Source organism: Streptomyces sp. NPDC054883, from assembly GCF_053610645.1.
In genome coordinates this window covers 1-23,639 of sequence record NZ_JBSGYT010000052.1, presented here as the reverse complement: position 1 = coordinate 23,639, position 23,639 = coordinate 1, and the positions used below count along the sequence as shown (strand labels likewise).

The 23,639-nt window shown below is 72.0% G+C and carries 23 protein-coding genes and 1 pseudogene; 13 read left to right on the top strand and 11 right to left on the bottom strand.

Annotated elements, in window-relative coordinates:
* Positions 1 to 361: 361 nt before the first annotated feature.
* Positions 362 to 472, bottom strand: coding sequence for a hypothetical protein (locus ACWGH1_RS29325; protein WP_453354757.1), 111 nt, complete (start codon positions 470 to 472; stop codon positions 362 to 364).
* The gene (locus tag ACWGH1_RS29320) at positions 427 to 1,110 is read right to left on the bottom strand and encodes an alkaline phosphatase family protein (RefSeq protein ID WP_453354754.1); all 684 of its coding nucleotides are present in this window, start codon (positions 1,108 to 1,110) and stop codon (positions 427 to 429) included. Before ACWGH1_RS29320 ends, ACWGH1_RS29325 begins: the two co-directional genes overlap by 46 nt.
* A gap of 260 nt (positions 1,111 to 1,370) precedes the next feature.
* Between ACWGH1_RS29320 and ACWGH1_RS29315 the strand changes: the two are divergent.
* Positions 1,371 to 1,490, top strand: a pseudogene (locus tag ACWGH1_RS29315) (hypothetical protein); the annotation flags it as partial.
* A gap of 87 nt (positions 1,491 to 1,577) precedes the next feature.
* Here ACWGH1_RS29315 and ACWGH1_RS29310 read toward each other — a convergent pair.
* Positions 1,578 to 2,168: a hypothetical protein gene (locus ACWGH1_RS29310; protein ID WP_453354755.1), complete on the bottom strand. Its 591-nt coding sequence runs from the start codon at positions 2,166 to 2,168 to the stop codon at positions 1,578 to 1,580.
* Positions 2,169 to 2,498: 330 nt separating this feature from the next.
* Positions 2,499 to 3,371, bottom strand: a complete 873-nt coding sequence (locus tag ACWGH1_RS29305; RefSeq protein WP_453354756.1) for an MmyB family transcriptional regulator — start codon at positions 3,369 to 3,371, stop codon at positions 2,499 to 2,501.
* 173 nt (positions 3,372 to 3,544) lie between these two features.
* Between ACWGH1_RS29305 and ACWGH1_RS29300 the strand changes: the two genes are divergently transcribed.
* Positions 3,545 to 4,975: an MFS transporter gene (locus ACWGH1_RS29300; protein ID WP_453354758.1), complete on the top strand. Its 1,431-nt coding sequence runs from the start codon at positions 3,545 to 3,547 to the stop codon at positions 4,973 to 4,975.
* A gap of 711 nt (positions 4,976 to 5,686) precedes the next feature.
* The gene (locus tag ACWGH1_RS29295) at positions 5,687 to 6,403 is read left to right on the top strand and encodes a hypothetical protein (protein ID WP_453356451.1); all 717 of its coding nucleotides are present in this window, start codon (positions 5,687 to 5,689) and stop codon (positions 6,401 to 6,403) included.
* Between the two features lie 17 nt (positions 6,404 to 6,420).
* Here the strand turns inward: ACWGH1_RS29295 and ACWGH1_RS29290 are convergent, their stop codons facing one another.
* The 3 genes from ACWGH1_RS29290 to ACWGH1_RS29280 all read right to left on the bottom strand — a co-directional run bounded on the left by ACWGH1_RS29290 (position 6,421) and on the right by ACWGH1_RS29280 (position 9,145).
* Positions 6,421 to 6,816: a DUF2267 domain-containing protein gene (locus ACWGH1_RS29290; RefSeq protein WP_453356452.1), complete on the bottom strand. Its 396-nt coding sequence runs from the start codon at positions 6,814 to 6,816 to the stop codon at positions 6,421 to 6,423.
* 159 nt (positions 6,817 to 6,975) lie between these two features.
* Positions 6,976 to 7,659, bottom strand: a complete 684-nt coding sequence (locus ACWGH1_RS29285; RefSeq protein ID WP_453356453.1) for an esterase/lipase family protein — start codon at positions 7,657 to 7,659, stop codon at positions 6,976 to 6,978.
* A 586-nt stretch (positions 7,660 to 8,245) separates the two neighbouring features.
* A complete protein-coding gene (locus ACWGH1_RS29280) occupies positions 8,246 to 9,145 on the bottom strand; it encodes a LysR family transcriptional regulator (protein WP_453356454.1) in 900 nt (299 codons plus the stop codon).
* A 70-nt stretch (positions 9,146 to 9,215) separates the two neighbouring features.
* Between ACWGH1_RS29280 and ACWGH1_RS29275 the strand changes: the two genes are divergently transcribed.
* Positions 9,216 to 9,575: a nuclear transport factor 2 family protein gene (locus ACWGH1_RS29275; protein ID WP_453409157.1), complete on the top strand. Its 360-nt coding sequence runs from the start codon at positions 9,216 to 9,218 to the stop codon at positions 9,573 to 9,575.
* Positions 9,576 to 9,656: 81 nt separating this feature from the next.
* Here the strand turns inward: ACWGH1_RS29275 and ACWGH1_RS29270 are convergent, their stop codons facing one another.
* Both ACWGH1_RS29270 and ACWGH1_RS29265 read right to left on the bottom strand, forming a co-directional pair.
* Entirely contained in the window at positions 9,657 to 11,372 is a 1,716-nt protein-coding gene (locus tag ACWGH1_RS29270; protein ID WP_453356657.1) for an acyl-CoA dehydrogenase family protein, read from the bottom strand.
* Positions 11,373 to 11,439: 67 nt separating this feature from the next.
* A complete protein-coding gene (locus tag ACWGH1_RS29265) occupies positions 11,440 to 12,006 on the bottom strand; it encodes a PadR family transcriptional regulator (protein ID WP_453356656.1) in 567 nt (188 codons plus the stop codon).
* A 235-nt stretch (positions 12,007 to 12,241) separates the two neighbouring features.
* Between ACWGH1_RS29265 and ACWGH1_RS29260 the strand changes: the two genes are divergently transcribed.
* From ACWGH1_RS29260 to ACWGH1_RS29240, 5 genes are all read left to right on the top strand, one after another.
* Positions 12,242 to 13,078, top strand: coding sequence for an undecaprenyl-diphosphate phosphatase (locus tag ACWGH1_RS29260; RefSeq protein WP_453409156.1), 837 nt, complete (start codon positions 12,242 to 12,244; stop codon positions 13,076 to 13,078).
* A gap of 297 nt (positions 13,079 to 13,375) precedes the next feature.
* A complete protein-coding gene (locus tag ACWGH1_RS29255) occupies positions 13,376 to 13,660 on the top strand; it encodes a hypothetical protein (RefSeq protein ID WP_453357608.1) in 285 nt (94 codons plus the stop codon).
* Entirely contained in the window at positions 13,660 to 14,031 is a 372-nt protein-coding gene (locus tag ACWGH1_RS29250) for a phosphatase PAP2 family protein (protein ID WP_453357609.1), read from the top strand. Before ACWGH1_RS29255 ends, ACWGH1_RS29250 begins: the two co-directional genes overlap by 1 nt.
* A gap of 482 nt (positions 14,032 to 14,513) precedes the next feature.
* Positions 14,514 to 14,669: a hypothetical protein gene (locus ACWGH1_RS29245; protein ID WP_453357610.1), complete on the top strand. Its 156-nt coding sequence runs from the start codon at positions 14,514 to 14,516 to the stop codon at positions 14,667 to 14,669.
* Between the two features lie 462 nt (positions 14,670 to 15,131).
* Positions 15,132 to 15,419, top strand: coding sequence for a hypothetical protein (locus ACWGH1_RS29240; RefSeq protein ID WP_453356967.1), 288 nt, complete (start codon positions 15,132 to 15,134; stop codon positions 15,417 to 15,419).
* A gap of 99 nt (positions 15,420 to 15,518) precedes the next feature.
* On the opposite strand, the gene ACWGH1_RS29235 is transcribed toward ACWGH1_RS29240, so the two are convergent.
* A complete protein-coding gene (locus ACWGH1_RS29235) occupies positions 15,519 to 16,880 on the bottom strand; it encodes a chloride channel protein (protein ID WP_453356968.1) in 1,362 nt (453 codons plus the stop codon).
* Positions 16,881 to 17,003: 123 nt separating this feature from the next.
* The gene (locus ACWGH1_RS29230) at positions 17,004 to 17,630 is read right to left on the bottom strand and encodes a potassium channel family protein (protein WP_453356969.1); all 627 of its coding nucleotides are present in this window, start codon (positions 17,628 to 17,630) and stop codon (positions 17,004 to 17,006) included.
* 647 nt (positions 17,631 to 18,277) lie between these two features.
* Here ACWGH1_RS29230 and ACWGH1_RS29225 point away from each other — a divergent pair.
* The 4 genes from ACWGH1_RS29225 (at position 18,278) to mmsB (ending at position 23,611) form a co-directional block, all read left to right on the top strand.
* On the top strand, positions 18,278 to 19,111 hold the full coding sequence (locus tag ACWGH1_RS29225; RefSeq protein ID WP_453409155.1) for a class I SAM-dependent methyltransferase: 834 nt from the start codon (positions 18,278 to 18,280) through the stop codon (positions 19,109 to 19,111).
* A 487-nt stretch (positions 19,112 to 19,598) separates the two neighbouring features.
* Positions 19,599 to 20,696, top strand: a complete 1,098-nt coding sequence (chvE, locus tag ACWGH1_RS29220; RefSeq protein ID WP_453357664.1) for a multiple monosaccharide ABC transporter substrate-binding protein — start codon at positions 19,599 to 19,601, stop codon at positions 20,694 to 20,696.
* Positions 20,697 to 20,806: 110 nt separating this feature from the next.
* Positions 20,807 to 22,354, top strand: coding sequence for a multiple monosaccharide ABC transporter ATP-binding protein (mmsA, locus tag ACWGH1_RS29215; RefSeq protein ID WP_453357138.1), 1,548 nt, complete (start codon positions 20,807 to 20,809; stop codon positions 22,352 to 22,354).
* A gap of 3 nt (positions 22,355 to 22,357) precedes the next feature.
* Positions 22,358 to 23,611 (top strand): multiple monosaccharide ABC transporter permease, encoded by a 1,254-nt coding sequence (mmsB, locus tag ACWGH1_RS29210; RefSeq protein ID WP_453357137.1) that lies wholly within the window; start codon positions 22,358 to 22,360, stop codon positions 23,609 to 23,611.
* Positions 23,612 to 23,639 lie beyond the last annotated feature (28 nt).

Below are 23,639 nucleotides of genomic sequence, written 5' to 3'. Positions count from 1 at the left end.
TCTCCATCCTCGCGACCGGTGTCCGTCCGGGTCACGCTACGGGCGCGCGGCGGGTTTCGCTTCTCCATTCCTGACCGGCCGCCCGGGCGGGGGCGCCCGGTGGGCGCACGACAGAAGGCCCCGGTCTCCGCGAGGAGGCCGGGGCCTTGATCGAGCGCTGGGCAGGCCTTGCACCTGCATCCCCCCACGGGAAGTGGGGTGTCTTTCCTTGGACCACCAACGCATGTCCCGTGGACCGTGTTTCGCGGCCCCGAGCTCAAGGTCAACTATAGCGTAAGAACCGCGGAGGCCCGGTCGGCGCGCCGGACCGGCCGCGGGGTGCGGAGGGAGCGCTTCCGCCGCACCGCGCGGGGGCGTGGGTTCAGAACCAGTTGACGATGAGGGGGAACGCGGCGGTGACGGTCGCGCCCGTGGAGTCGGTGGCGGTCACGGTGAGCTGGACCGTGCCGACGGACCACGGCTTGCCGCTGATCCGGCCGGAGCCGGGATCGGCGGACAGGCCCAGGGGCAGGCCGGTGGCCGCGTAGCGGTGGCGATCTGGTTGGAGCCCAGGTAGTTGTCCTCGTCCCGGGTCAGCACCAGCAGGCTGTTGTGGGACTTCGCCCACTGCGCGTAGGCGTCGAGGTTGTTCTTCGTCCAGGTGTCGCCCGAACCGACGGCGCAGGAGTGCATGTCGTTGCACAGGTTGGGCACGGCGAACGACAGGTCCGGCAGGGCCGCGAAGTTGTTCTGCGGGACCTGCGTCCAGGTCTTGCCGCTGTTCAGCGGCACGTTCTTGAAGGCGAACCACGGGTTGTGCTTCTGCGCGTACTGGCCGTTCGTGCAGGCCGTGGACCCCTCGGCGGGCAGGTCTTCGTTGTACGTCGCGAAGGTCTTGCCGGCCGCGATGACCTCGTGGCCGAGGTTGGCCGCCGTCATCGACTGCGGGGTGAAGCAGGCGTCCCCCGTGATGCCCTGGGTGCCGCCGGAGAAGAGGTTGAAGTAGTTCGGCCGGCTGGGATGGGTCAGCGCCTTCATGCCGGTCAGACTGGCGCCGCCGTTCGCGAGCTGGTTGATGTAGGGGGCGCCCGCGTTGCCGATGATCTCGCCGTACTGCTTGTTCTCGAACACGCGACCAGCACGTGGTCGTACGCGGGCAGGGCTGCCGCGGCGGCCGTACCGGCGGCGGCACCGCGCTCGGCGGCCCGGGAGCCGGCCACGGTGAAGGCGGCCGGCAGACCGAGCGCGCCGAGGGCACCGAGGCCGGCCACCAGCGCGGAGCGCCGGGCTCCCCGTCCGGTGGCCGTCTTGGGCGAAGGGGTGGGCGTGGGTGTTCCTCCTGGTGGGGGTCGGCGGGTCAGTCCTCGCGCCGGGCCGCCCCGGACACGGCGATGTTCAGGAACCTCGGTACGGGCCGCCCCCGGTCGCGGAAGTCCGCCACCGGGCGGCCCTGGGGCCTGGCCCTCGACCCGGCGTCCGGACGCGTCACCGGCAAGCCGTGGAGCAGCGGCACCGTCACGGTCACCGCGACCGCCACCGACTCCACCGGGACCACCACCGGCGCGAGCTTCCGAGCCGGGCCGACGCGGCGGACCGGATCAGGCTTCCCGGGCGGGGGCCCGTTTCGCCCAGGCGATCGTCATGCTCAGGGCGACGAGGGCGGCGGCCCACGAAGCGGCCTTCGACGGCGTGGTCGCCCCCTCCAGCTCCGGGGAGACCCGGCGCCCGGGATCGTAGGCGACCCGGACCTCCTCGCCGACCGCCGCCACGGCCCGGTCCTCCTTCAGCTCGGCCGGGTAGCCGCCCGGACAGCCGAGGGCGAAGCGGTACACCGTCCGCTCGGGCGGAGCGCCCTCACCGGCGGAGCCCTGCACCTTGGTGTGCACCTCGCGCACCGCGCAGACGGCCACGGCCGGCCGCCGCGCCGCCTGGTCGGCGGCCGCCACGGCCAGCAGCATCCCGAGGGCCAGCAGCAGCGCCCCGAAGAACCCGCCGCTGCCCCCGACCAGCACGAAGTACGCCGCGCAGGCGCCGAGGACCAAGGCGGCCCCGCCCACCAGCGCGACGGCACCCGTCGGTGCCGACGAGCCCGCGAAGCACCAGCTCGCCCATCCGTACCCGGCCGCGGCGGCCGGTACCGGCAGTACCGCCGTACCGACCCTGCGAACCCGTCGCGCACCGTCCGACACGTCCACCACCCCCACACCCGAGGACGCCCACCACCCCGCCCCCGGTTTCCTCCTCGGGCCGGCCCCTGCCCAGGCCTCCGACAGGGGCCGTACCGCCGTGTCGGAGGGCCCGGCGGCGCTGTCGCCCTCAGCGTCGCGCTCCGCATTCGGGCGACCCCGCGACCTGCTCGGCGGCACCCCGAGGAAGAACACCCGCAGCAGGTGCTGCGGGTGTTACGCGCTCCAGCGGGTGAAGGAGACCGGCAGCAGGAAACCCATGGCCTCGATCCTCACCGCTCACCCCGCCCCGTCCGCCTGCGACACGTCCGCGCCGCGGGCGGTGGGGACCGGTCAGGCCAATGCGGGCGACAACGCCGGCGACAGCGACAGCGACCGGAGGCGTTCGAGGCGTTCGCGGGTCTCCGCGTCCATCGGCACGTAGGTCACCAGGCGAGGCCCCGAAGCGGGTCCCAGCCACAGGTTGGTGTGCTCCAGGTGCAGCACACCGACATGGCGGTTGCGGATGTACTTCGACTTCCCGCCCTGGCCGACCACCTCGTGCCGGGCCCAGATCTCGCGGAATTCGGGCGACGCCGCTTCGAGCCGCGCCAGCAGCGACTTCCAGGCCGGCTCGGCCAGGTGCTCGGCCATCGAGGCGCGGAACTTGGCGGCCATCAGCCGGTTGCTCTCGGGCAGTTCCACCACGGCCGCCCGCCACTGCGGGTCGGTGAACGCCAGCCACATGCAGTTGCGGTCCTCGGGCGCCACCCCGTCGAGGTCGCACAGCAGGCGCCCGTACGTCGTGTTGTACGCGAGGATGTCGTACCGGCTGTTCTGCACGGCGGCCGGGATCGGGTCCAGTTGGTCGAGCATCGCCCGCAGGGCCGGGGTCACGCTCGGGCAGGGCGTGAGCGGCGCCGGGTCGATGCTGCCGGCCAGGGCGAACAGGTGCGCGCGCTCGCTGCGGTCCAGCAGCAGGGCCCGGGCGAGCGCGTCCAGCACCTGCGGGGACACCTGGATCTCGCGTGCCTGCTCCAGCCAGGTGTACCAGGTGACGCCGACCGCGGCGAGCTGCGCGACTTCCTCGCGGCGCAGTCCCGGGGTGCGCCGTCGGCGGCCGCGGACGAGCCCGACCTGCTCGGGGGTGATGCGCTCGCGCCGGCTGCGCAGGAAGTCCGCCAGTTCGTGCCGGCGCATGTCGCTTTCCGGGGCCACAGTGGTCATGGGTCCAGGGTGCCGCACCGCGCAGCCGGTTGCCAGGTACTCCTGATACCAGGATAAGGACACTCTGGTACCAGGCTGAGCCAGGGTGGATCGTCTTCCTCGTGAGCGAAGCAACCAGATCCATCGAAGCGACTGTACGCACGGACGTTCCGTCCCCTGCGGCCCCGGTCACCGTGCCGGGCGCCGCCGCCGTCCCCACCGCCGTCCCCGCCGGCGGCCACGAGCCGGTGCTGGGGGCCCTCGGGCTGTTCACCGTGCTGCTGGGGGCAGCCCTCCCACTGATCGACTTCTTCATCGTCAATGTCGCACTGCCGGCCATCGACAGCGACCTCGCCGCAGGTCCCGCCCTGCTGGAACTGATCGTCGGCGGCTACGGCGTCACGTACGCCGTGCTGCTGGTCCTCGGCGGGCGCCTCGGTGACACGATCGGACGCCGCAGGCTGTTCCTGACCGGCATGGCCGCCTTCGGCGTCACCTCGCTGGCCTGCGGCCTGGCGCCCACCGCCTGGACACTGGTCGCGGCGCGGGTCGCCCAGGGAGCCTCGGCGGCGCTCATGCTGCCGCAGGTGCTCGCCACCATCCAGGCCACCACGCAGGGCCCGCGCCGGGCCCGCGCGATGAGCTTCTACGGTGCGACCGCCGGGCTCTCCATGGTGGCGGGGCAGATCCTCGGCGGTGTCCTGGTGGCCGCCGACGTCGCCGGTTCCGGCTGGCGTTCGGTGTTCCTCGTCAACGTCCCGGTCGTACTGGTGGGGCTGGTGCTCGCCGTCCGCGCCGTTCCGGAGACCCGTTCGCAGCGGCCCGCCTCGGTCGACGTACCGGGCACGCTGCTGCTCGCCCTGTCGCTCGTGTCCCTGCTGCTGCCGCTGACCGAGGGCCGGGCGGCCGGCTGGCCCCTGTGGACGTGGGTCTCGCTGGGCGTCTTCCCCCTGGCGGCCGCGGCGTTCTACGTGACCGAGCGCCGGGCCGACCGAGTGGGCCGGACCCCGCTGGTCCCGCCGAGCCTGCTGCGGCTGGAATCGCTGCGGCGCGGGCTGTTGATGGTGGTGCCGTTCTCGATCGGTTTCAGCGGATTCATGTTCGTCATCGCCGTGACGCTGCAGCAGGGGCTGCGCATGGGGCCGGTCTCGGCGGGGCTCGCGCTGGTGCCGATGGCGGTCGCCTTCTTCGCGGCCTCGCTCGCCGGACCCCGGCTGATCGGCCGGTACGGCAGCCGGGTCGTCACCGTCGGCGGCGTGCTCCAGGCCCTCGGCATCGGCTTGCTGCTGCTGGCGGTCCTGCGCGACTGGCCGGAACTCGGGCTCCTCGGGCTCGCGCCGGGCGTCGCCGTGGCGGGGCTCGGCCAGGGGCTCCAGCTGCCCGTGCTGATGCGGCTGATGCTCTCGGACGTACCGGCCGACCGGGCCGGGGTGGGCGGCGGCGTCATGGTCACCACGCAGCAGTCGGCACTGGCCCTGGGCGTCGCCACCCTGGGCAGCCTCTTCCTCGCGCTCACCCCGTCGACCGGGATGCGCGACGCCCTCACGACGACCCTGCTGGTCCAACTGGGCCTGATCGCGGTGACGGTACTGCTCAGCCTCCGCCTCCCGCGCGTCATGCGCTGACGCGGCGTGACAAGCGCCCGCTCGGCGGGCGCTGTCAGCCGGGGTCCCCCTGCGGGAGCCCCGCCCGGAGCAGCCCGGGGCCGCGTACACGCCGAGCGGGCGGGTACGTCCGGTCCAGCGCCGAACGGCCCGCGGTTCCGGGCCGGCGGCGCCGGCGAAGTGCGCGCAGCCCCGGGTGAGCACGGGCAACGTGGACGGTCAGGTGCGGAAGCCCACCGGCCGCCGGGGCCCGCGCAGGCGCCCGGCCACGGCGCGCAGCCGTACCGCCTTCGTGGCGAACCAACGGTAGACCTCGCCCGCCCGTACCCCGGCCCTCCGGCCGGTTGCCGCGTGGTCGGCGCGGGTCGGCCCCCCCTGGACGACGCGGGCCCGTTCGATCCGGGCGGCGCGGCCCGTACTCCTGGCCCCGGGCGGACGCTCCGTAAGCGCACCGAGGAACCACGGGGAGCGCGCCCGCGAACCCGGCGCACGCCGGTCAGCCCCTCCTCCGGGTCGGACGGCGGCCCGGACCCGGATCCGACGCCCGTCACGGCCCCCGGTTCTCCGTGGCGACCGCCGCCGGGTCCGGCGGGGCTGCGAGGGGCCGTCCGGTGGACCGACCGATTTCCGGTCGACAGCGGCAACTGCCGTGCGGCTTTCGGGTAAAGAAGGGCTTGCGCCTGGGTAGCATCCGACAGCACCACCGTGAGGCAAGAGGAAAGTGAGTCGCACATGGCCAACGAGCCTGTCACCACGCCCATCCACAACCTGTACGCGCAGCGGTTCGCCGCCGATCTCGAGACCAACCGCAAGGAACAGGCGGACCTCACCGCGCAGATCGAGGAACTCGAAGGACGTCTGGAGCAACTCAAGTCGGACGAGAGCTGGCTCTGCGGTGTGCAGGGCGTACTGCCCTCCGCCGGGGACCCCGCACCCCCGGCTCCCACCTCCGCAGGCGCGGCAACGACCGGAGCCGTCCCCCGCCCCCGGCAGGCGAAGAAGAGCACGGGCGGTGCGGCGCGGGCGCGGAAGGCGGCCCAGCCGAAGAAGTCCTCCGGGACGGCCGTGTCCGCCACTGAGGCCAAGGCCGTCGCCCGGAAGCCCGCCGCCAAGGCGAAGCAGACCGCGGAGGCCAAGGGGACGGTCAGGACGGAGGAGCCGCCGCTGCGCGAACTGGTCCACGCCCTCCTGTCCAAGGCCGCGGAACCCCGCATGGTGAGCGAGGTCACCGCCGAACTGGCCCAGGCGCACCCTGGCCGGGCGGCCTCCGGCCAGGTCGTCCGCAACACCCTGGAAGGCCTGGTCAAGAAGGGGCAGGTCGAGAAGGAGCACCGGCAGGGATCGGTGATGTACACCGCCCTCCGGCCCGCAGCCGCCGTGGCCGCGGAGCCGGTGGCCGAGGCCGCCGTCGCCGACCCCGGCACGGAGGCCGCCACCCCCGCGCCGTAGTCGACGGTGGGCCTGCGTCAGACCGGTTCCGGGCGGCCGAACAGCAGCGCGTATCCGGGCGGCAGTTGGGCGAGCGCGCGCTGCAGCACCTCCGCGTCGACGACGTCGGCCACGGTGCTGAGGACCGCGCCGCTGTCCCAGTGGGCGGTATCAGGGGTCGCGCCCTCGATCAGGAGCGCGACCGCCTCCGCGAACTGCGGTGGCCCGAGCGGCGCGGTCGCCGGGACGGCGTCGAGGAGCGGCGGCGCGCAGGGGGCGGGAAGCTGGGCCGCCAGTTCCTTCCGCTCCCTGTCCGCGAGGTGGCCGCCCAGGGTGGCCAGCACCGCGCGGGTGGAACGCTCCGCTTCCCGTGCGGTCGGGTATTGGCCGCGTTCTTGGACTTGGGCCAGGTACTCGTCCCATGCGATGGCCACGGTGGGTCTCCCTCTTCGACGTCCTGTTTTCCGGCTCGCTTGCATGGCGAGCCTGCCCCGGACCGACCTGCGCAGCCCCGGAGCGGGACATTCGTCTCGGCCCGGGCCCGCGGATCCCACCCGTTCGGCGGAAAATCCACCACTCGGCGGGTGCGGCGCTCAGCGGAGGTGGTCCCTGACCTCCGCGTAGACCCGGGCATCGACGGGGAAGGCCGTGTGCTGCACGCACCCGGCCTCGGTGTTCACCGCGCCATTGAGTGCGACGCTGCTGCTGTCGGGGCTGATGAGACTGTCGCACTGCGACCACCAGGTGGCGTAGCGGGCCGAACCGGGGGTCTCGTCACCGGCGTTGAGTTCGCCCAGGAAGGGCGAGCCGGGACGCATCTCGGCGCAGGCCGCGCCGCCGCACAGGTAGGCGGTGCTGGTGCCGTGGTTGGGGCCGGCGAGGGAGACCCACGCGTCGACCTTGCCGTCCCCGCCGAGGTTCTTGAGGTAGTAGCGGGAGGAGAGGGCGCCCATGGAGTGCGTCACCAGGTCCACCTTGGCGGCGCCGGTGGCGGCGAGGACGCGGTCGATCTCGGCGGCGAGCTGGCGGGCGGTCGTGACGTTGGACTGGGACGCGGGGTAGTTCCACTGGTCCAGGCGGCCGGCCGGCCAGCCGTCGGACCGGAAACGGTCGGCCATGGTGTTCCAGGTGGAACCGTCGCTGTTCCAGCCGTGTACGAAGACGATCGGATCGGGGCGGGCCGCGACGGGCACCGACGGCGCGGCGGCGGCCTGGGGGACGAACGCGGCGAACGCGAGGGCTGCGGCGGGCGCGGCCCGCAGGAAGTGGGGGTTCACGCCGCCAGGTTGTAGCGGAGCCGGCCGCCCCGGTCGCGGGGTCGGGCGGTGCGATCACCCGACTGGGCGCCGACTTTCACCGCAGGAACGTTTCGATGCCGCACCGCGGACGGCGCCCCAGCCCGCGGCCCCCGCCTTGACGAGGTGGTCGGGCAGCAGGTGCTGGACGAGTGCGTCGCCGCCCGGCGAGGGAGTTCACCGCCCTGTGCCCCGCCTGCGCCGACGCGGGCGGGGCAGGAGGGGTCCGCGTCCGCGCCGCCCGGCCTCGCCGACCCGCCCCGGCGGTTGCAGGTGAGCGCAACGCCCTGACGAGGCCGGCCGCGACATCGGCCCGTCCGGCCCCTACGCGCCGGACACCGGGAACCGGCGCCGTGCCCGACGCGTGCGATTGCCCGACCGGGTATCGCTGCGTCTGACCGGCGCGTCGAAAAGGCGCCCGACCTCGCGACGGCTCCGGGGCCCGGGCGCCGGGCCGTCGTGGAGGAACTGCGGCCCCGGCCGGCGGGCCCGGCAGACCGCACGACGGCCCGGCGGCCCCGTCTCGCCCGAGATCACCACGGTCACCGAGGCGGACCACCGCCGGACGTCAGGCCTGCGCCCGCCCCAGCGCGTCGCGGAGCGCGGTCAGGACGAGGCGGGCGGCGGGGGCGCGCTGGTCGGGGCGGATCGCCAGGCCGAGGCACGCCCGTGTCGCGGCGTCGCACACGGGCACGGTGCGCAGCCCCTCGTCGGCAGCGGAGGACCGGGTCAGGACGGCGACGCCCGCCCCGCGCCGGGCCAGGCCGGTCAGCGCCAGCGGCGAACCGGCCTCGATCGCGACCTTTGGCCGAAGGCCGGCCCGCTCGCACGACCGGTCGTACGCGGCCCGGATGCCCGTCCCCGGAGGCAGGCACAGCACGTTCTCCGCCTGGAGGTCCGCCAGGCGCAAGGACGCCCGGTCCAGCCGGTGGCCGACGGGCACCACGGCCGTCAGCGGCTCTTCGAGGAACACGGCCACGTCCAAGCCGTCGGTGCCCTCGGCCCCGTTTCCCGCGCCGTCCGCGAAGGCGATCAGCGCCAGGTCGAGGGAGCGTGCGAGCACCCGTGCCCGCAGCGCCTCCGAGTCGTCCTCGTGCAGGCTGAGCTCGACGCCCGGATGGCTGGCCGCGAGCCCGGCCACGACATCGAGCAGGCCCGGGATCGAGCATCCCCTGATCATGCCGAGACGGACCCGTCCCCGTACGGCCTCGGCGAACTCGGCTGCCGTGTGCGCGATGGCGTCCAGGGTCTCCAGGGCCTGCCTGGCCAGCGGCAGCACCGCCTCCCCGGCCGGGGTCAGCCGCGTCCGGCGCCCCGAGCGGTCCAGGAGCCGCTGGCCCAGCTCCCGCTCCAGCTTCCCCACCTGCGTACTGATGCCGGACTGGCTGACGTGCAGCCGTGCCGCCGCGCCGGTGAACGAGCCTTCTTCGACCACGGCCGCGAAGTAGCGCAACTGGTGCATCTCCATAAGCCGCAATGATACGAGCCATCCGATCCATCTGTTGGACGGATGGTTGCCGGACCGCCAGCATGGAGTCATGACGACGACCATGACTCCGGCCGAGATCTCCGAGACGTACTTCACCGCCTGGCAGGCGGGCGACTTCGACACCCTGAGCACCCTGCTCGCACCCGACGTCGACTTCGTCGGCGCGCTCGGGACCGCCCGTGGCGCCGAGGAGTGCCTGCTGGGCCTGAAGAACCTGGGGCGGCTCCTGGAACGGATCGAGGTCCACACCCGCGTGGCCTCCGACACCGACGTGATCACCTGGTTCGACCTCCACGTGCCCGGCGCGGCGCCCACCCCCACCGCCAACTGGAGCCACGTCGAGAACGGCCGGATCACCCGGATCCGGGTCACCTTCGACCCCCGGGCCATCCTCGCCACCTTCGAGTGACCTCCGCCGCACCACTGGCGTGCCCGGTGGTGCGGCGTCGTCCCCGGTGTGCCGGGCGGGCCGCCCGGCACCCGCTGCCGGTTACGGCGTCATCTCGTACGCCCCGGACAGGGCTTCCACCCGCGCCCAGACGCGCGCCGCGCGGGCTTCGTCGACGACCGGGCGGCGGACGGCTCCCATCGCCCAGGCCTGCTGCGCCGCGGTGGCCGAGTCCTTGCCGTGCAGTTCGACGGCGTGGCCCGAGAAGTCGCGCACCAGCACGGAGAACAGCTCGTCGAGCACGGACTCGTCCAGCTCCGTCAGCCGGGCCTGCTCCAGGATCAGCTGACCGTGCACGACCAGCGCGAACAACTGGCCCACGGAGAGCAGGAAGTCCAGGTCGCGGCTCTGTTCCTCGTCGGGCGCCATGGTGGCCACGAACTCGCACAGCGCATCGGCCTGCTCGCGGAAGCGGGCGACGTTCGGCACCTCGGCGTAGGCCTCGTACGCGGCGCGCCAGTCGTGGAAACGGACGGACCCCAGGCCACGGGCCGGGCCCTGCCGGAAGAGGAAGTCGTCGTCCGCCGCGTCGAGGCGGGTCGGCACCGCCGGGTAGTCGACCGGCTGCAGCAGGTGGTTGCGCATGAACTTGAGGATCAGCGCGAGGTTGACGTGGACCGTGCCTTCGAGCTTGGGCAGGCTGCGGATCTCGACGGCCGCCTCGGCGAAGTAGGTGTCCTTCTCGAAGCCCTTGGCGGCGATGACGTCCCACATCAGGTCGACGACCTTCTCGCCCTCCGTGGTCACCTTCATCTTCGTCATCGGGTTGAAGAGGAGGTAGCGGCGGTCCTCGGGACCGGCCGAACGGAAGTAGTCGACGGCGCGGTCGCTGAACAGCTTCATGCCGACGAGGCGGACGTAGGCGTCGGCCAGTTCACGGCGCACGTGCGGGAAGGCGGTGACGGGGCGGCCGTAGAGGATGCGGTTCTGCGCGTGGGTGACGGCTTCGTACATCGCGTGCTCGCAGATGCCGATCGATGCGGTGCAGAGGTTGAACTTGCCGACGTTGACGGTGTTGAGGGCCGCGTCGAAGGCGGCGCGGCCGGTGTGCAGCACGTCGTCCGGGGACACCGGGTAGCCCGCCAGACGGAACTCGCTGACGTACTTCGAGGAGTCGACCACGTTCTGCACCAGGTGGTACGCCGGGTGCCGGCTGTCAGCCGCGAAGAAGACGTAGCCGTCCGGGCCCTCGATGTCGGTGCGCCGGCCGAAGACCGACACGAGCCCGGCGGCGTTGCCGTTGCCGATGTAGTACTTGGAGCCGCTCGCCAGGAAGCCGCCGTCGCCGTCGGGCTCCAGCAGCATGTCGGTGGAGTAGATGTCGGCGCCGTGGGTCCGCTCGGACAGTCCGAAGGCGAAGACCTCTCCCCGGGCGAGGAGTTCGGCCGCGCGACTGCGGGCGGCGGCGTTGCCGCTCTGCCATACCGGGCCGAGACCGAGGATGGTCACCTGCCACGCGTACCAGTAGTCGAGGCCGTAGAACCCGAGGATCTCGTTGAGGGCGGCGATCCGGGCGGTGTCCCAGCGCTGGTCCTCCTGTCCGGCGGCGGCCGGGGTGAGGAAGGTGGCGAACAGGCCCTCCTTGGCGGCGAAGCCGAGGAACTCCCCCAGCCAGGCACGGGAGCGGTAGTCCTCGATCAGCTTGCGCTTGCCGCGCGCCTCGAACCAGTCGACGGTGGCGCGCAGCAGCCTACGGGTCTCGGGATCGAAGTGCGCCGGGTCGTAGGTGTGCGGGTTGAACAGCAGGGAGTCGGCCATGGAGGCTCGCCTTTCGGAGGAGGAGGGACGAGGGGGGAAGGCGCCGGCGGTGCGTGGGCCGACCGGTTCAGGCGGGCGGTGGTGTCGCGCCGAGGCGGTGGAGCGTGGCGAGGACGTCATCCAGCCAGGCGATGGTCATCCGTTCGTACGCGATGCCGCCGCGCAGCACGACGTGCTGGAGTTCCTGTCCGGCGTCGAGCGGCGCGGGGGCCCCGGGTCCGGTGAAGTCGCGCCGTTCCCCGGCGAGATAGTGCGCGAGCCGGTCGCTGTGCACCTGGTGGTGCCGTTCGACCTCGCGGATCAGCGCGGCCGGGTCGTCGAAGGCCGCGCCCCGGATCTTCACCGCGAGGTCGTGGCGCAGGCTCTCCGGTTCGATCGGCTCGTGCAGCCACCGGGCGAGGGCCGCGCGGCCGGGGGCGGTGACGGCGTACTCCTTCTTGTCCGGCCGGGACTGCTGCGGCACCGCGCGGACGGTGAGCAGGCCGTCGCGCTCCATGCGCCCGAGGACGCGGTAGATCTGCTGGTGCGTGGCGGTCCAGAAGTAGCCGATGGACCGGTCGAACCGCCGGGCGAGTTCGTAGCCTGAACCGGGCGTCTCCAGCAGGGAGACGAGGATCGCGTGGTCGAGCGCCATGCCCCGATCCTTCTATGCAACTCGTTGCATAGACAAGCCCCGGCGTCCCGGTGAGACGCGGCTCACCCGCTGCGGACGGTCGCGCCGGCGAGGTCACCGCCGGTGGCCCCGGCATCCGCCTCCTCGCCCATCCTCTAGAGTCGACCGGCCGGGAAGGCCGTACCCCCCGGGCAGCGGCCGGTGCCGCCGGCCTTTTCGCGTCCACCACATCGAACCAACCCCAGGGACGGACCCATTGAGCACCATCGGCATCGGCCAGGCGGCCGTTCTCGGCATCGTCGAAGGGGTCACCGAGTTCCTGCCGGTCTCCTCCACCGGCCACCTGAAGATCACCGAGGGCCTGATGGGCATTCCGGTGGACGACAAAGCCGTCGTCGCCTTCACCGCCGTCATCCAGGTCGGAGCCATCGCCGCGGTCCTCGTGTACTTCTTCAAGGACATCGTGCGCATCATGACCGCCTGGGGACGCGGCCTCGCCAACCGCGAGGAGCGCTACCACCACGACTACAAGTTCGCCTGGTGGGTCATCTACGCCACCATCCCCATCGTCGTCGTGGGCCTGGCCGCCAAACCCCTCATCGAAAGCACCCTGGCTTCCCTCTGGGTGGTCGCCGGCTCCCTGATCGTCGGCAGCGGCCTGATGTGGGCCGCCGACCAGATGGGCCGCCACAAGCGCGGCGAGGACGACACCGGCCTCAAGGACGCCATGCTCGTGGGCTGTTCCCAGATCCTCGCCCTGCTCTTCCCCGGCTTCTCCCGCTCCGGCGCCACCATGTCCACCGGCCTCATCCTCGACCTCGAACGCGTCGCCGCCACCCGCCTCTCCTTCTTCCTCGGCATCCCCGCCCTCACCGGCGCCGGCCTGTACGAGCTCAAGGACGCCATCGGCGCCGGCGTGGACGCCCTGCCCCTGGCCGTCGGCACCGCAGTGTCCTTCGCCGTCGCCTACGCCTCCATCGCCTGGCTCCTCAAGTTCGTCGCCAAACACTCCTTCAACGCCTTCGTCCTCTACCGGATCGCCATCGGAGTCCTGCTCTTCGGCCTGCTCGGCACCGGCGTCCTGACCGCCTGACGAGCGAATACGCCCCGGCGGTCCGTCTTCGGACGGTTCCGCCGCGGCGTTCCCGTCCGGCCCGCGCTCGCCTGGCGCACCCCCGGGATCGTCTACAGTTCAGTAGACCGATCTACCGGTACGCCCGACTCCGCTGGGAGGCCCCGCCCGTATGGCCCTTCCCGTGCGTGCCGCCGCCACCGGCCACGCGGTCAGCCTGGTCGACGCCCCGAGGGGTCCGGCGGATTGCCTGGCCGATGGTCGCCTTACCCCGCTGTCGCCGGGGCCCGGCGCCCCGCGCCGCCTCCCGGCCGGCGCATGACCCGCGCCGGCCTCGCCCGCCGGGGCGGGTACGCGGCCCTGACCGCTGCGGCGCTCTACGCCCTGCCGGCGGTATGGATCGTGCGGGCCCCGGACCACCTGCTGCCCGGCGACGCGTTCCTGCACCGCTGGTCCGTGGAGCACCGCCCGGCCGTCGCGTCCGTCCCGGCCCGCGCCCTCACCCGCACCGGCACGGAGCCGTCCGGTACGCCCTCCTCCTGCTGGCCGGGCTGTACGCGGGCCGCACCAGCCGGCAGCGCGCCTGGACGGCGGCCGTACTGATGCTGTGCCTCGGCGCGGGCCAGGGCCTGCGCTACGCGGCCACGGCGCTGATCGCCCGCCCCCGTCCCCCGGCCGCCGACTGGGCCACGGCCGCCACGGGCTGGTCGTTCCCCTCCGGCCACACCACCACCGCCGCGATGACCGCCGGGCTGCTGGTGGCGGCGCTGTGCCTGCGCGGCCCCCGGGTGCCCCGGACGTCCGTCGCGCTGATCGCGTTCTGGGGCGCGGCCGTCGGCCTCACCCGGGTCTTCCTCGGGGTGCACTGGTTCACCGATGTGCTCGGCGGCTGGCTCTTCGCCGCCGCCTGGCTCGCCCTCCTGGCATCCGCCTGCCTGTGGGTCACGCGCGACCGGCGCCCGGACGCCGGCTGAGGCAACCTGTCCGGCCGTGGCGGGGTGAAGAGAAACGGCCGGGAGACTCGACTCCTCGCCCTGCTCGACGTGTGGCGCACCGGTGGGCTTGCGACAAGGCCGGGCCAGCACCGCAGAGTCGGCGGCTCAGGACCGTGCCCTGCCAGAAGGGGTTGTCGACCTGCGGGCCGTGCGGGGATGTCGAACCGCTGGCGGGCCCGGCGGTGGCCTTGCGGGACCTCCGTGCCCAGGCGCTGGGGTGCGCGCCGCCGGACGCGGAGTTAGCGCGTTCCGGCTCCCCCCGGAGCTCGCCGCCGCGCGGTTCGACACGCCCGTGGCGGCGGCCGAAGGCTGCGACGTGCGGCCGGCAACGGGCTGATGCCGGCGGGCGCCCGGGACACGGCCGAACGCGACCACGTCATCACCCAGCGGCCGCGGCCGGCGGCGACGCGGCGCTGTGTCCGTCGCAGGGCATGACGGATCGATGTGCCGCAGAACGGCGCGTGGATCCTGCCCGACGACCGCCCCCGGCCGGCCTGGAGGCGTTCCTGGACGCGGGCGCGCCACCGGTGTACGTCGGCTTCGCCGGCATGGCCGCACGCGCCCCGGCGGGCGTCGCCCGGGCGGCCGTCGGTGCCGGCCGCAGGGCCGCCGGGTGAGTCGCCCCTGGCCGCCGCGATCCGCACGGACGGGGCGACCAGGGGCGCGGAACCGCTGCTCGACGCGGTTGTCCGGGAACGGCCGCCATGCCGGTAGGGCCCGCACGGTGCGGGCGCAGTCGGCAGATTTGACGAACGGTCAGACGCGTGCTTTCATGACCGCCCCGTCGTCCCCGGCATAACCCCACTGGGTTGCCGAGCGCGTAAACGTGTGATTAGACTTACAGCCGAGTGTTGGCCGCAACTGACGGGAACATCCCACTCCCCCAGCGACGAGCCCTGAGCTCGCGGCTAGACAATATTGCGCATTCAGCCCAGCGGGTCCGTGGCCTTACGAGCCACGTTGACGGCAGATACGCATTCCCTTGCATCATGCAGCCACGCGCACACCCCGCGTACGACTCTTCCGTGGAGCAACTTCGCGCCGCAGCGAGTGGCACACCAAGGAAAAGGGTTTGAACCATGCAGGCACTGAGAGTTAAGCGACTCTTCGCGGTGTCAGCCATCGGAGCCCTGATGGCCGGTGGCGCCGCCCTCGGGGCCGCAGGCACGGCCTCCGCGGCAACGCCGACCCACTCCGTCGCCGCCTACGTCCACGGCGGAGGCAACTGGGACGACGACAACGGCTACAACAACGGCTGGTATGGGAACAACGACGACGACTGGGGCGGAAACCACAACCACAACGGCTGGTACGACAACAACGACAACGACTGGGGCGGAGGCTACAGCAATTACAACGACTGCTGACGATGTCCATGCCGTGCGGCCCTGACGATGGGCCGCACCCTGGCATGCGGCCGGGCCGGGATCGCCCTGGGAGCCGCGGCTCGCGCCCTGCCCGATGTGTCATGCAGGCGCGGGGAGCGTTCCGGGCGTGCCGGTCCCGGATCCGCCGGTGGGAGGGGGACTGAGCCTGAGCGTCGCGACGTAGGCGACCACGACCGTCACGATCACCAGTGGCATGACCGTCAGACCCTGCGCCCCAAGCAGCAAGGTGGCCAGCAGCACCGAGGTCAACGGCAGCCTGAGCATGGCGACCGACATGGCCCCGACGCCCATCGCGAACGCGGGGGTCAGCTGCAGCCCGGGAAGATGCGAGAGGGCGATCCCGCCCGCCGCCCCCAGGAACATCGCCGGGAAGATCGGGCCCCCTCGGAAGGCGCTCAGGGAGGCGCAATAGGCCAGCCCCTTGCATGCGACGAGCAGCATCACGGTACCGGCGGTGTAGTCGGCGCTGTGTGCGAGCAGCGGGCCCAGGGCGCTCTGCCCTGAGTACAGCACCTCGGTCGCGGCTTTGCCCGACCCTTCGGCGTACGCCATGGCGAGCCCCGCGACCACCAGGCCCATGAGCACGGTGGCCGGGATCCGGTGCCGCTCGACCCGTGGCTGCAGCAACAGGGAGAGCCGCCGGATGCCAGTGCCCACCAGCGCCGCCGCGAGTCCGATGGCCAATGCCCAGCCGAATTCGGCGCCGGTGGGTGCGTCGGCGTGCGGTACCGCTGGAATCGCGAGGGAGAACGTACCGAGACCGGTCCAGTGGTCCAGGCCGATGAAGATGAGCGAGCCGATGCCGGCGGCGAGCAGCCCCGGGACCAGCACGATCCCCAGCATGGGGCCGCCGATCCCCGAGGCCTCCATGAGGAGGAAGGCCCCCGTGATGGGCGATCCGAGCAGGGTGCTGACCGCCGCGAAGCTGCCCGCGGCCCCGATCACGGCCCGCAGCGGCGGCGGTACGTCCCGCTTGAACAGCCCCAGCACCCAGACGGCCACGCCGCCGCCGAGCAGGATGAGCGGCGCCTCGGGGCCCAGTACCGCGCCCAGGCCCAGCGTGGCCAGCGCCGCGACGAGGATTCCGGGTAGCTCACGCGGCTTCGGGGCGCCTGCCATCGACAGCCCCTCGGCCGGCTTGTGGCCACCCGTTCCGGGAAGGCAGCGGATGGTCACCGCGACCAGCAGGCCTGCCAACGCGAGCAGCGGCAGGGGCCACCAGGGCGGGGTGTTCCGGAAACCCAGGGCCTCGGGCAGTTCGGTGTAGGCCCATGGCTGGAGCTCCCCCACCAGCGCCAGGAAGCCGTACGCTCCTGCGGAGATCGGCACCCCTAGCCCGGCGGCCATGACCAGAAGTCCGATGTAGCCGCGGGTCCTGACCTGGGCGAAGGGATCCGCCGACGGCGCCGCAGGTGCTCCGACGGGGCTCTCGGCCGACATGTTCATCACTCCTCGGCATCGGCACCCGCCGCGCGGCTTCTCCTGGCGACTGCTGAGTTGATACCACGCGATGCAGTCCCCGCGGTGCGGGCTCACCGGCGATCCGTTGGGGTGAAGCGGCACTTACTTCCGGCGGGACGGCGACCGCGTCGAATGGTTCGTCCGATTGGTCCTGTGCGGTAGGCGGACCGGCCGCGGCCCGGGGGATGCGGATGGCGGGCGGCTGCGCAGGCCCACGTCGACGGCGCCGACGATGACGCGTACGGCGGCGCCGACCAGGATCAGATCCCCGAGCATCTGCGCCATCGCCACGCATCTGGCTCCTTGCGCCTTGGGCGCGATGTCGCCGAAGCCCACCGTGGAGAACACCGTGACCGTGAAGTACAGGGCGTCCGTTCGGGTCAGGGGCTCGGTGAAGTAGCCGGGCTGGCTCCGCTCCATGAGGAAGTACGTCGCCGCGAACAGCAGGAGGAACAGCGGGAAGACGGTCGCGAGCGCCTCGACGGCTTTCAGCCGGGGGTACGGGGAGCGGGTGATCGCACGCGTCTGCCAGACGACCAGGGCGGATACCGCGAGCAGCCCGATGACCAGTGCGACCACCGTTTCGGTGCTGAAGGGCTGGTCCAGGGGCAGCGCGTAGTAGGCCACGACCAGGCCTGCGGCGGTCAGCACCGGCCGCAGCACCGCGCGCAGCACGAGAAGACGCCGCCTGCGTTTGGGCAGGTTCCCGAGTTCCGGTGCGTGCTTCATTCCGCTGCCCCAGCTCCGTGTGGTTGCTCGAACGATCCACGCCCTCGCGACGGCCATGGGCCGGGCGCACCACGACGCCTTCGGCCGAGTTCGTCGGTCTAGTGCGTGGCGGGGGCGACGTCGAGGCGGATCTTGCCCGTACTGCCGAGCACGTGAGCCTCGCCTTCGCCTGCCGGAACCGAAGCGGACGGGTCTGCCGGACCCCGACCCCGAGACTATTCACGGCCCGGGCACAGCGCCCTCGACGGAACACCGAACGGGTGACGAGCTCCCCCGGCCTCTGCCGTATCCGCGACCGCCGTGCCGCCCGCGGGAACCGCGCCCCTTGAGGTGCGTGCTCACCCCTCGGTGCCGGGCCGGCCCGGCGGCCGGCCGCCGGTCACCGCCGCCCGGATGCCGACGTGCTCATCGCGGGCGCATCCGGGCGCTGCCGGGGTCGGTACGCCGGCAAGACGGACCTGGTCGGCGACGGCTGCCGGCAGCCGGCAGCCGGGCGGGCGGTCTGTACCGCGTACCGGTCGGTTCCGGCCGTCCGAGGTGCAACACGGGCCAGACGTCTGCGCCCTGACCGCACTGGGATGCCGGGGGTGCCAGACTGGCCGCGTCGCAACGGCGGTGTTCTGCGCGTTTCCCGGAGGTGTCACAGCGTGGCATTCGGTGCCCAGGAATCCTTCCCCGTCATGCGGCCCGCGGTGCGGGAGACGTACGGGCCCGCGGACCTGAGCAGGGAGCCGGTCTTCGCCGGCGGGTTCATCAACTTCGGATACTGGCGGGGGATCGACCTGACGGCCCCGCTCGGCGAAGCGGAGCGGATCCGCAGCCAGCAGGACCTCTACCGGCGGGTCCTGGACGCCGCCGGGCCGCTGCGGCAGCTGAGGGTCCTCGAAGTGGGCTGCGGGCTCGGGATGGGCTGCGCGATGGCCCTGCGCGAGTACGGTCCTGCCGACGTCACCGGCATGGACATCCATCCCGCCCAGCTGCGGCGGGCCGAGGAGGCGCAGGCGGGCCTCTTGGCGGAAGTACCGGAACGGCTGAGATTCGTACGGGGCGCGGCGGAGCACATGCCCTTCCCGGACGGCGAGTTCGAGGCCCTCGTCAGTGTGGAGGCCGCACAGCACTTCCCGGACCTGGGCGCCTTCGCGCAGGAGGCGGCGCGGGTGCTGCGGCCGGGCGGACGGGTCGCCGTCGCCAGCTTCTTCGCCGCGGACGACGCGCCCGCCCGGCACGAGGAACTCGCCCGGCTGCTAAACACCTACGCGACGGGCCTGGACATCGCACGCCCGGTGACGGCGCTCACGGACGCGCTCACGGCGTGCGGACTCTCGGGGGCCCGGGCCGAATCGATCGGCCCGCAGGTCTGGGCCGGCTGGGACGCCTGGCTGGCCCGGCTGTGGGCGCCGGACACCTGGCCGCGGAACTTCCTGCGGGCGTACGAGCTGCGCATCCTCGACTACTACGTCGTCACCGCCCGCCGCCCGTAGGCCCCGCCCGCGGCACGGACCGCCCCTCGCCGCCGGGCGCCGTCACCTCGACGGACGCGGCTGCCGCACTCCGGCGGGTACGTCCGTGGCGGCAGGCAGGTGTGGACCGCGATGCCCCGGCGCCGCGCGAGCGGAGGCCCGGGCACAGGAGCCGGCGCAGCCAACGCGGGTCAAATTGTTAACGCTAACAACCAGGGCGTCAAGCCCGCTGCCGAGCGCAACCCACCACCCCTCCCGCTATACGCAACGGTGATCTCCGAGACCCTTGACGCAGTTTCTGTGAGCGTTAACACTCAGGTAACGCCAGCCCGGACCGGCGCCCACCCGGGCCTCCAGCAGGGTTCGTTCACCCCGCCGCCCGGCCGGCCGTACCGACCCCGGGCGAACCCGGCCTCCTCCCCACCGGGCCGGCGCTCGATCCCCCGCTCGACCCGATCCGAGGCTGCCGCCGAGGTCGCGCCGATCGCGGCATACCACTGGAGGAAGAGTGCGAAAGGTTTTGACGGGACTCGCCGCAGCGGGCCTCACCTTGGCCCTGACCGCCTGCGGCCAGAGCGCCAACGGTGCCGGTGACGGAGCGGACGGCGGTGACGCAAAGGGCGGTCTCGTCGGTATCGCGATGCCCACCAAGTCGTCGGAACGCTGGATCAACGACGGCGACAACATGGTCAGGCAGTTCCGGGCCAAGGGCTACAAGACCGACCTGCAGTACGGTGACAACGTAGTCGAGAACCAGGTCTCGCAGATCGAAAACATGATCACGAAGGGTGCCAAGCTCCTGGTGGTAGCAGCCATCGACGGCTCCTCGCTCACGAACGTCCTCCACCGGGCCGCCGAGGCGAAGATCCCCGTGATCTCCTACGACCGTCTGATCCGCGGCACCGGGGACGTCGACTACTACGCCACCTTCGACAACTTCAAGGTCGGCGTGCTGCAAGGCACGTACATCGCCGACAAGCTGGACCTCGCGAGCGGCAAGGGCCCGTTCAACGTCGAGCTGTTCGCCGGCTCTCCGGACGACAACAACGCCACCTTCTTCTTCCAGGGCGCCATGAGCGTGCTCCAGCCCTACATCGACCAGAAGAAACTGGTGGTCCAGAGCGGTCAGACGGGCTTCAACCAGGTCGCCACACTGCGCTGGGACGGCGGTGTCGCCCAGTCCCGGATGGACAACCTGCTGAGCAAGTCGTACACCTCGGCCCGGGTCGACGCCGTGCTCTCCCCGTACGACGGCATCTCCATCGGCATCCTGTCCTCACTCAAGGGAGTCGGCTACGGCGGCTCGGGCAAGGCGCTGCCGATCGTCACCGGCCAGGACGCCGAGCTGGCCTCGGTGAAGTCCCTCATCGCGGGCGAGCAGACCCAGACCGTCTACAAGGACACCCGCGAGCTGGCCAAGGTCGCGGTCCAGATGGGCGACGCGCTGCTCACCGGCGGCAAGCCGGAGGTCAACGACACCAAGCAGTACGACAACGGGGTCAAGGTCGTCCCGGCCTACCTGCTGCCGCCGGTCAGCGTCGACAAGGAGAACTACCGGAAGGTGCTGGTCGACGGCGGCCAGTACACCGCGGACCAGCTCAAGTAGCCAGCGGCGGGCCTGCACGCAGGGCCGCACCGGAGCCGGGCGCAGCGGGCGGGGCAGTCGACCTGACAGACCACCGCCCGCTGCGCCCCCTGTCGAACGGATGCACCACCATGGCCGGACCCGTCCTCGAGATGCGTTCGATCAGCAAGTCCTTCCCGGGTGTCAAAGCACTCTCCGACGTCAACCTGAGCGTCGCCCCCGGCGAAGTCCACGCCGTCTGCGGCGAGAACGGCGCCGGGAAGTCCACCCTGATGAAGGTGCTCAGCGGGGTCCACCCGCACGGCTCCTACGAGGGCGAGATCCTCTTCCGGGGCGAGCCCTGTGCCTTCAAGGACATCCGGGCCAGCGAACAGCGCGGCATCGTGATCATCCACCAGGAACTCGCCCTGGTGCCCCACCTCTCCATCGCGGAGAACATCTTCCTCGGCAACGAGCACGCCACCCGGGGAATCATCAGCTGGAACAGAACGCTCACCCACGCCACGTCGCTGCTGCGGAGGGTCGGCCTGGAGGAGAGCCCGCACACCCGGGTCGCCGATGTCGGTGTGGGCAAGCAGCAGTTGATCGAGATCGCCAAGGCGCTCGCCAAGGAGGTCAAACTGCTGATCCTGGACGAGCCGACGGCCGCCCTGAACGGCGAGGACAGCCGCAAGCTGCTCGATCTCATCCTGGAGCTCAAGGCCCAGGGGATCTCCTGCATCCTCATCTCGCACAAGCTGGGCGAGATCGCCCAGGTCGCGGACTCGGTCACCATCCTGCGTGACGGGCGGACCATCGAGACCATCGCGGTCGAGGCCGAGGGCATCTCCGAGGACCGGATCATCCGGGGCATGGTCGGCCGTGATCTGGAGCACCGCTACCCCGAGCGCACCCCCGACGTCGGCGAGGTCGCCTTCGCCGTCGAGGAGTGGACGGTGCGGCACCCGATCGACCATCAGCGCAAGGTCGTCGACGGCGTTTCGCTCCAGGTGCGGCGCGGCGAGATCGTCGGGATCGCCGGCCTGATGGGCGCGGGCCGCACAGAGCTCGCCATGAGCGTCTTCGGCCGCTCGTACGGGCGCCATACAGGAGGCCGGGTGCTGAAGGACGGCAGGGAGATCCGTACTCGTACCGTCCCGGAGGCGATCGGACACGGCCTCGCGTACGTCACCGAGGACCGCAAGCACCTGGGGCTGAACCTGATGGACGGCATCAGCCGCAACATCTCACTCAGCGCGCTAGGCAAGGTCGCCCGGCGCGGCTGGGTGAGCGAACACGAGGAGACCCGCGTCGCGGAGTCCTTCCGCACGACCATGCGCATCAAGGCACCCTCGGTCTTCGCGGAAACCGGGAAGCTCAGCGGCGGCAACCAGCAGAAGGTCGTGCTCAGCAAGTGGATCTTCTCCGAACCTGACGTACTGATCCTCGACGAACCCACCCGGGGCATCGACGTCGGCGCCAAGGCCGAGATCTACACGGTGATCGCCGAACTCGCGGCCCAGGGCAAGGCGGTACTGATCATCTCCTCCGAACTCCCCGAACTGCTCGGCATGTGCGACCGCATCTACACGATGGCCGAGGGCCGGCTCACCGGCGAGGTGGACCGCGCGGACGCGACCCAGGAATCACTCATGCGCCTCATGACCGTGAGCGCTGCGACCCGGAACGAGCAGGTGTAGGGCATGGCCCAGACAGAAACCCCGGACACCACGGGCACCACGGACCTCAAGACGGCCCTGCCCGCGAAGCCGGGAGGCGGTGGCGGGCTCGGCGCGCTGCTGGCACGGGCGCTGCGCGGCAACATACGCCAGTACGGCATGCTGGTCGCGCTGGCGCTGATCGTCGCGGTGTTCCAGATCTGGACCGACGGCATCCTGCTCCAGCCGCTCAACGTCACCAACCTGATCCAGCAGAACAGCTACATCCTGATCCTGGCCATCGGCATGATGATCGTGATCATCTCCGGGCACATCGACCTCTCGGTCGGTTCGCTGGCCGCCTTCGTCGGCGCCGCCGCGGCCGTGATGATGGTCCGCAACGACGTACCGTGGCCGCTCGCGTTGGCCACCGCCCTGCTGATCGGCGCGGCCGCCGGGGCCTGGCAGGGGTTCTGGATCGCCTACGTGGGCATCCCCTCGTTCATCGTGACGCTGGCCGGCATGCTGCTGTTCCGCGGCGGGACGCAGATCGTGCTGCAGGGCCAGTCGGTGGCGCCCTTCCCGAAGGGCTTCCAGGAGATCAGCAGCGGCTTCCTGCCGGAGGCCGGCCCGCACACCGATTACCACAACCTCAGCCTGCTGCTCGGGCTCGGCGTGCTGGGGCTGGCCGTCCTCCAGGAGGTCCGGGGGCGCCGGCAGGCCGCCCGCTACGGCCTCGAACTGCTCCCGCTGGGGTTCTTCCTGGCGAAGCTGGGTGCCGTCGCGGCCGCGATCGTGGTGTTCACCCTGCTGCTGGCGAGCTACCACGGCTTCCCGATCGTGCTGCTGATCCTCGGCGTGCTGCTGGTCGCCTTCGGGTACCTGATGCGCAACTCCGTCCTGGGGCGCCACACCTATGCGATCGGAGGCAACGAGGCCGCGGCGAAGCTGTCGGGCGTCAAGAGCAAGCAGGTCGTCTTCCTCGCCTTCGTCAACATGGGCGTGCTGGCCGCGCTGGCCGGGATGGTCTTCGCGGCACGTCTCAACGCGGGTACGCCGCAGGCCGGCATCAACTTCGAACTGGAGGCGATTGCGGCCGCGTTCATCGGTGGCGCCTCGGCCTCCGGCGGTGTGGGCACCGTGCTCGGCGCCATCATCGGCGGCCTGGTGCTCGGCGTGCTCAACAACGGCATGTCGCTGGTCGGCATCGGCACCGACTACCAGCAGGTCATCAAGGGCCTGGTGCTGCTGGCCGCGGTCGGGTTCGACGTCTACAACAAGCGCAAGGCCGGCTCCTGACCTGATGCGGACGGGTCCGGCCGCGCCC

Excerpts from the sequence above, each read along its gene's own strand:
- ACWGH1_RS29235 (WP_453356968.1), bottom strand. The coding sequence starts at position 16,880 with ATGTCGGCCGAGAGCCCCGTCGGAGCACCTGCGGCGCCGTCGGCGGAT.
- ACWGH1_RS29305 (WP_453354756.1), bottom strand. The coding sequence starts at position 3,371 with ATGACCACTGTGGCCCCGGAAAGCGACATGCGCCGGCACGAACTGGCG.
- ACWGH1_RS29230 (WP_453356969.1), bottom strand. The coding sequence starts at position 17,630 with ATGAAGCACGCACCGGAACTCGGGAACCTGCCCAAACGCAGGCGGCGT.
- ACWGH1_RS29265 (WP_453356656.1), bottom strand. The coding sequence starts at position 12,006 with ATGGCGCTCGACCACGCGATCCTCGTCTCCCTGCTGGAGACGCCCGGT.
- mmsA (WP_453357138.1), top strand. The coding sequence starts at position 20,807 with ATGGCCGGACCCGTCCTCGAGATGCGTTCGATCAGCAAGTCCTTCCCG.
- mmsB (WP_453357137.1), top strand. The coding sequence starts at position 22,358 with ATGGCCCAGACAGAAACCCCGGACACCACGGGCACCACGGACCTCAAG.
- ACWGH1_RS29270 (WP_453356657.1), bottom strand. The coding sequence starts at position 11,372 with ATGGCCGACTCCCTGCTGTTCAACCCGCACACCTACGACCCGGCGCAC.
- ACWGH1_RS29240 (WP_453356967.1), top strand. The coding sequence starts at position 15,132 with ATGCAGGCACTGAGAGTTAAGCGACTCTTCGCGGTGTCAGCCATCGGA.
- ACWGH1_RS29280 (WP_453356454.1), bottom strand. The coding sequence starts at position 9,145 with ATGGAGATGCACCAGTTGCGCTACTTCGCGGCCGTGGTCGAAGAAGGC.
- ACWGH1_RS29295 (WP_453356451.1), top strand. The coding sequence starts at position 5,687 with ATGGCCAACGAGCCTGTCACCACGCCCATCCACAACCTGTACGCGCAG.
- ACWGH1_RS29255 (WP_453357608.1), top strand. The coding sequence starts at position 13,376 with ATGACCCGCGCCGGCCTCGCCCGCCGGGGCGGGTACGCGGCCCTGACC.
- ACWGH1_RS29275 (WP_453409157.1), top strand. The coding sequence starts at position 9,216 with ATGACGACGACCATGACTCCGGCCGAGATCTCCGAGACGTACTTCACC.
- ACWGH1_RS29250 (WP_453357609.1), top strand. The coding sequence starts at position 13,660 with ATGCTGTGCCTCGGCGCGGGCCAGGGCCTGCGCTACGCGGCCACGGCG.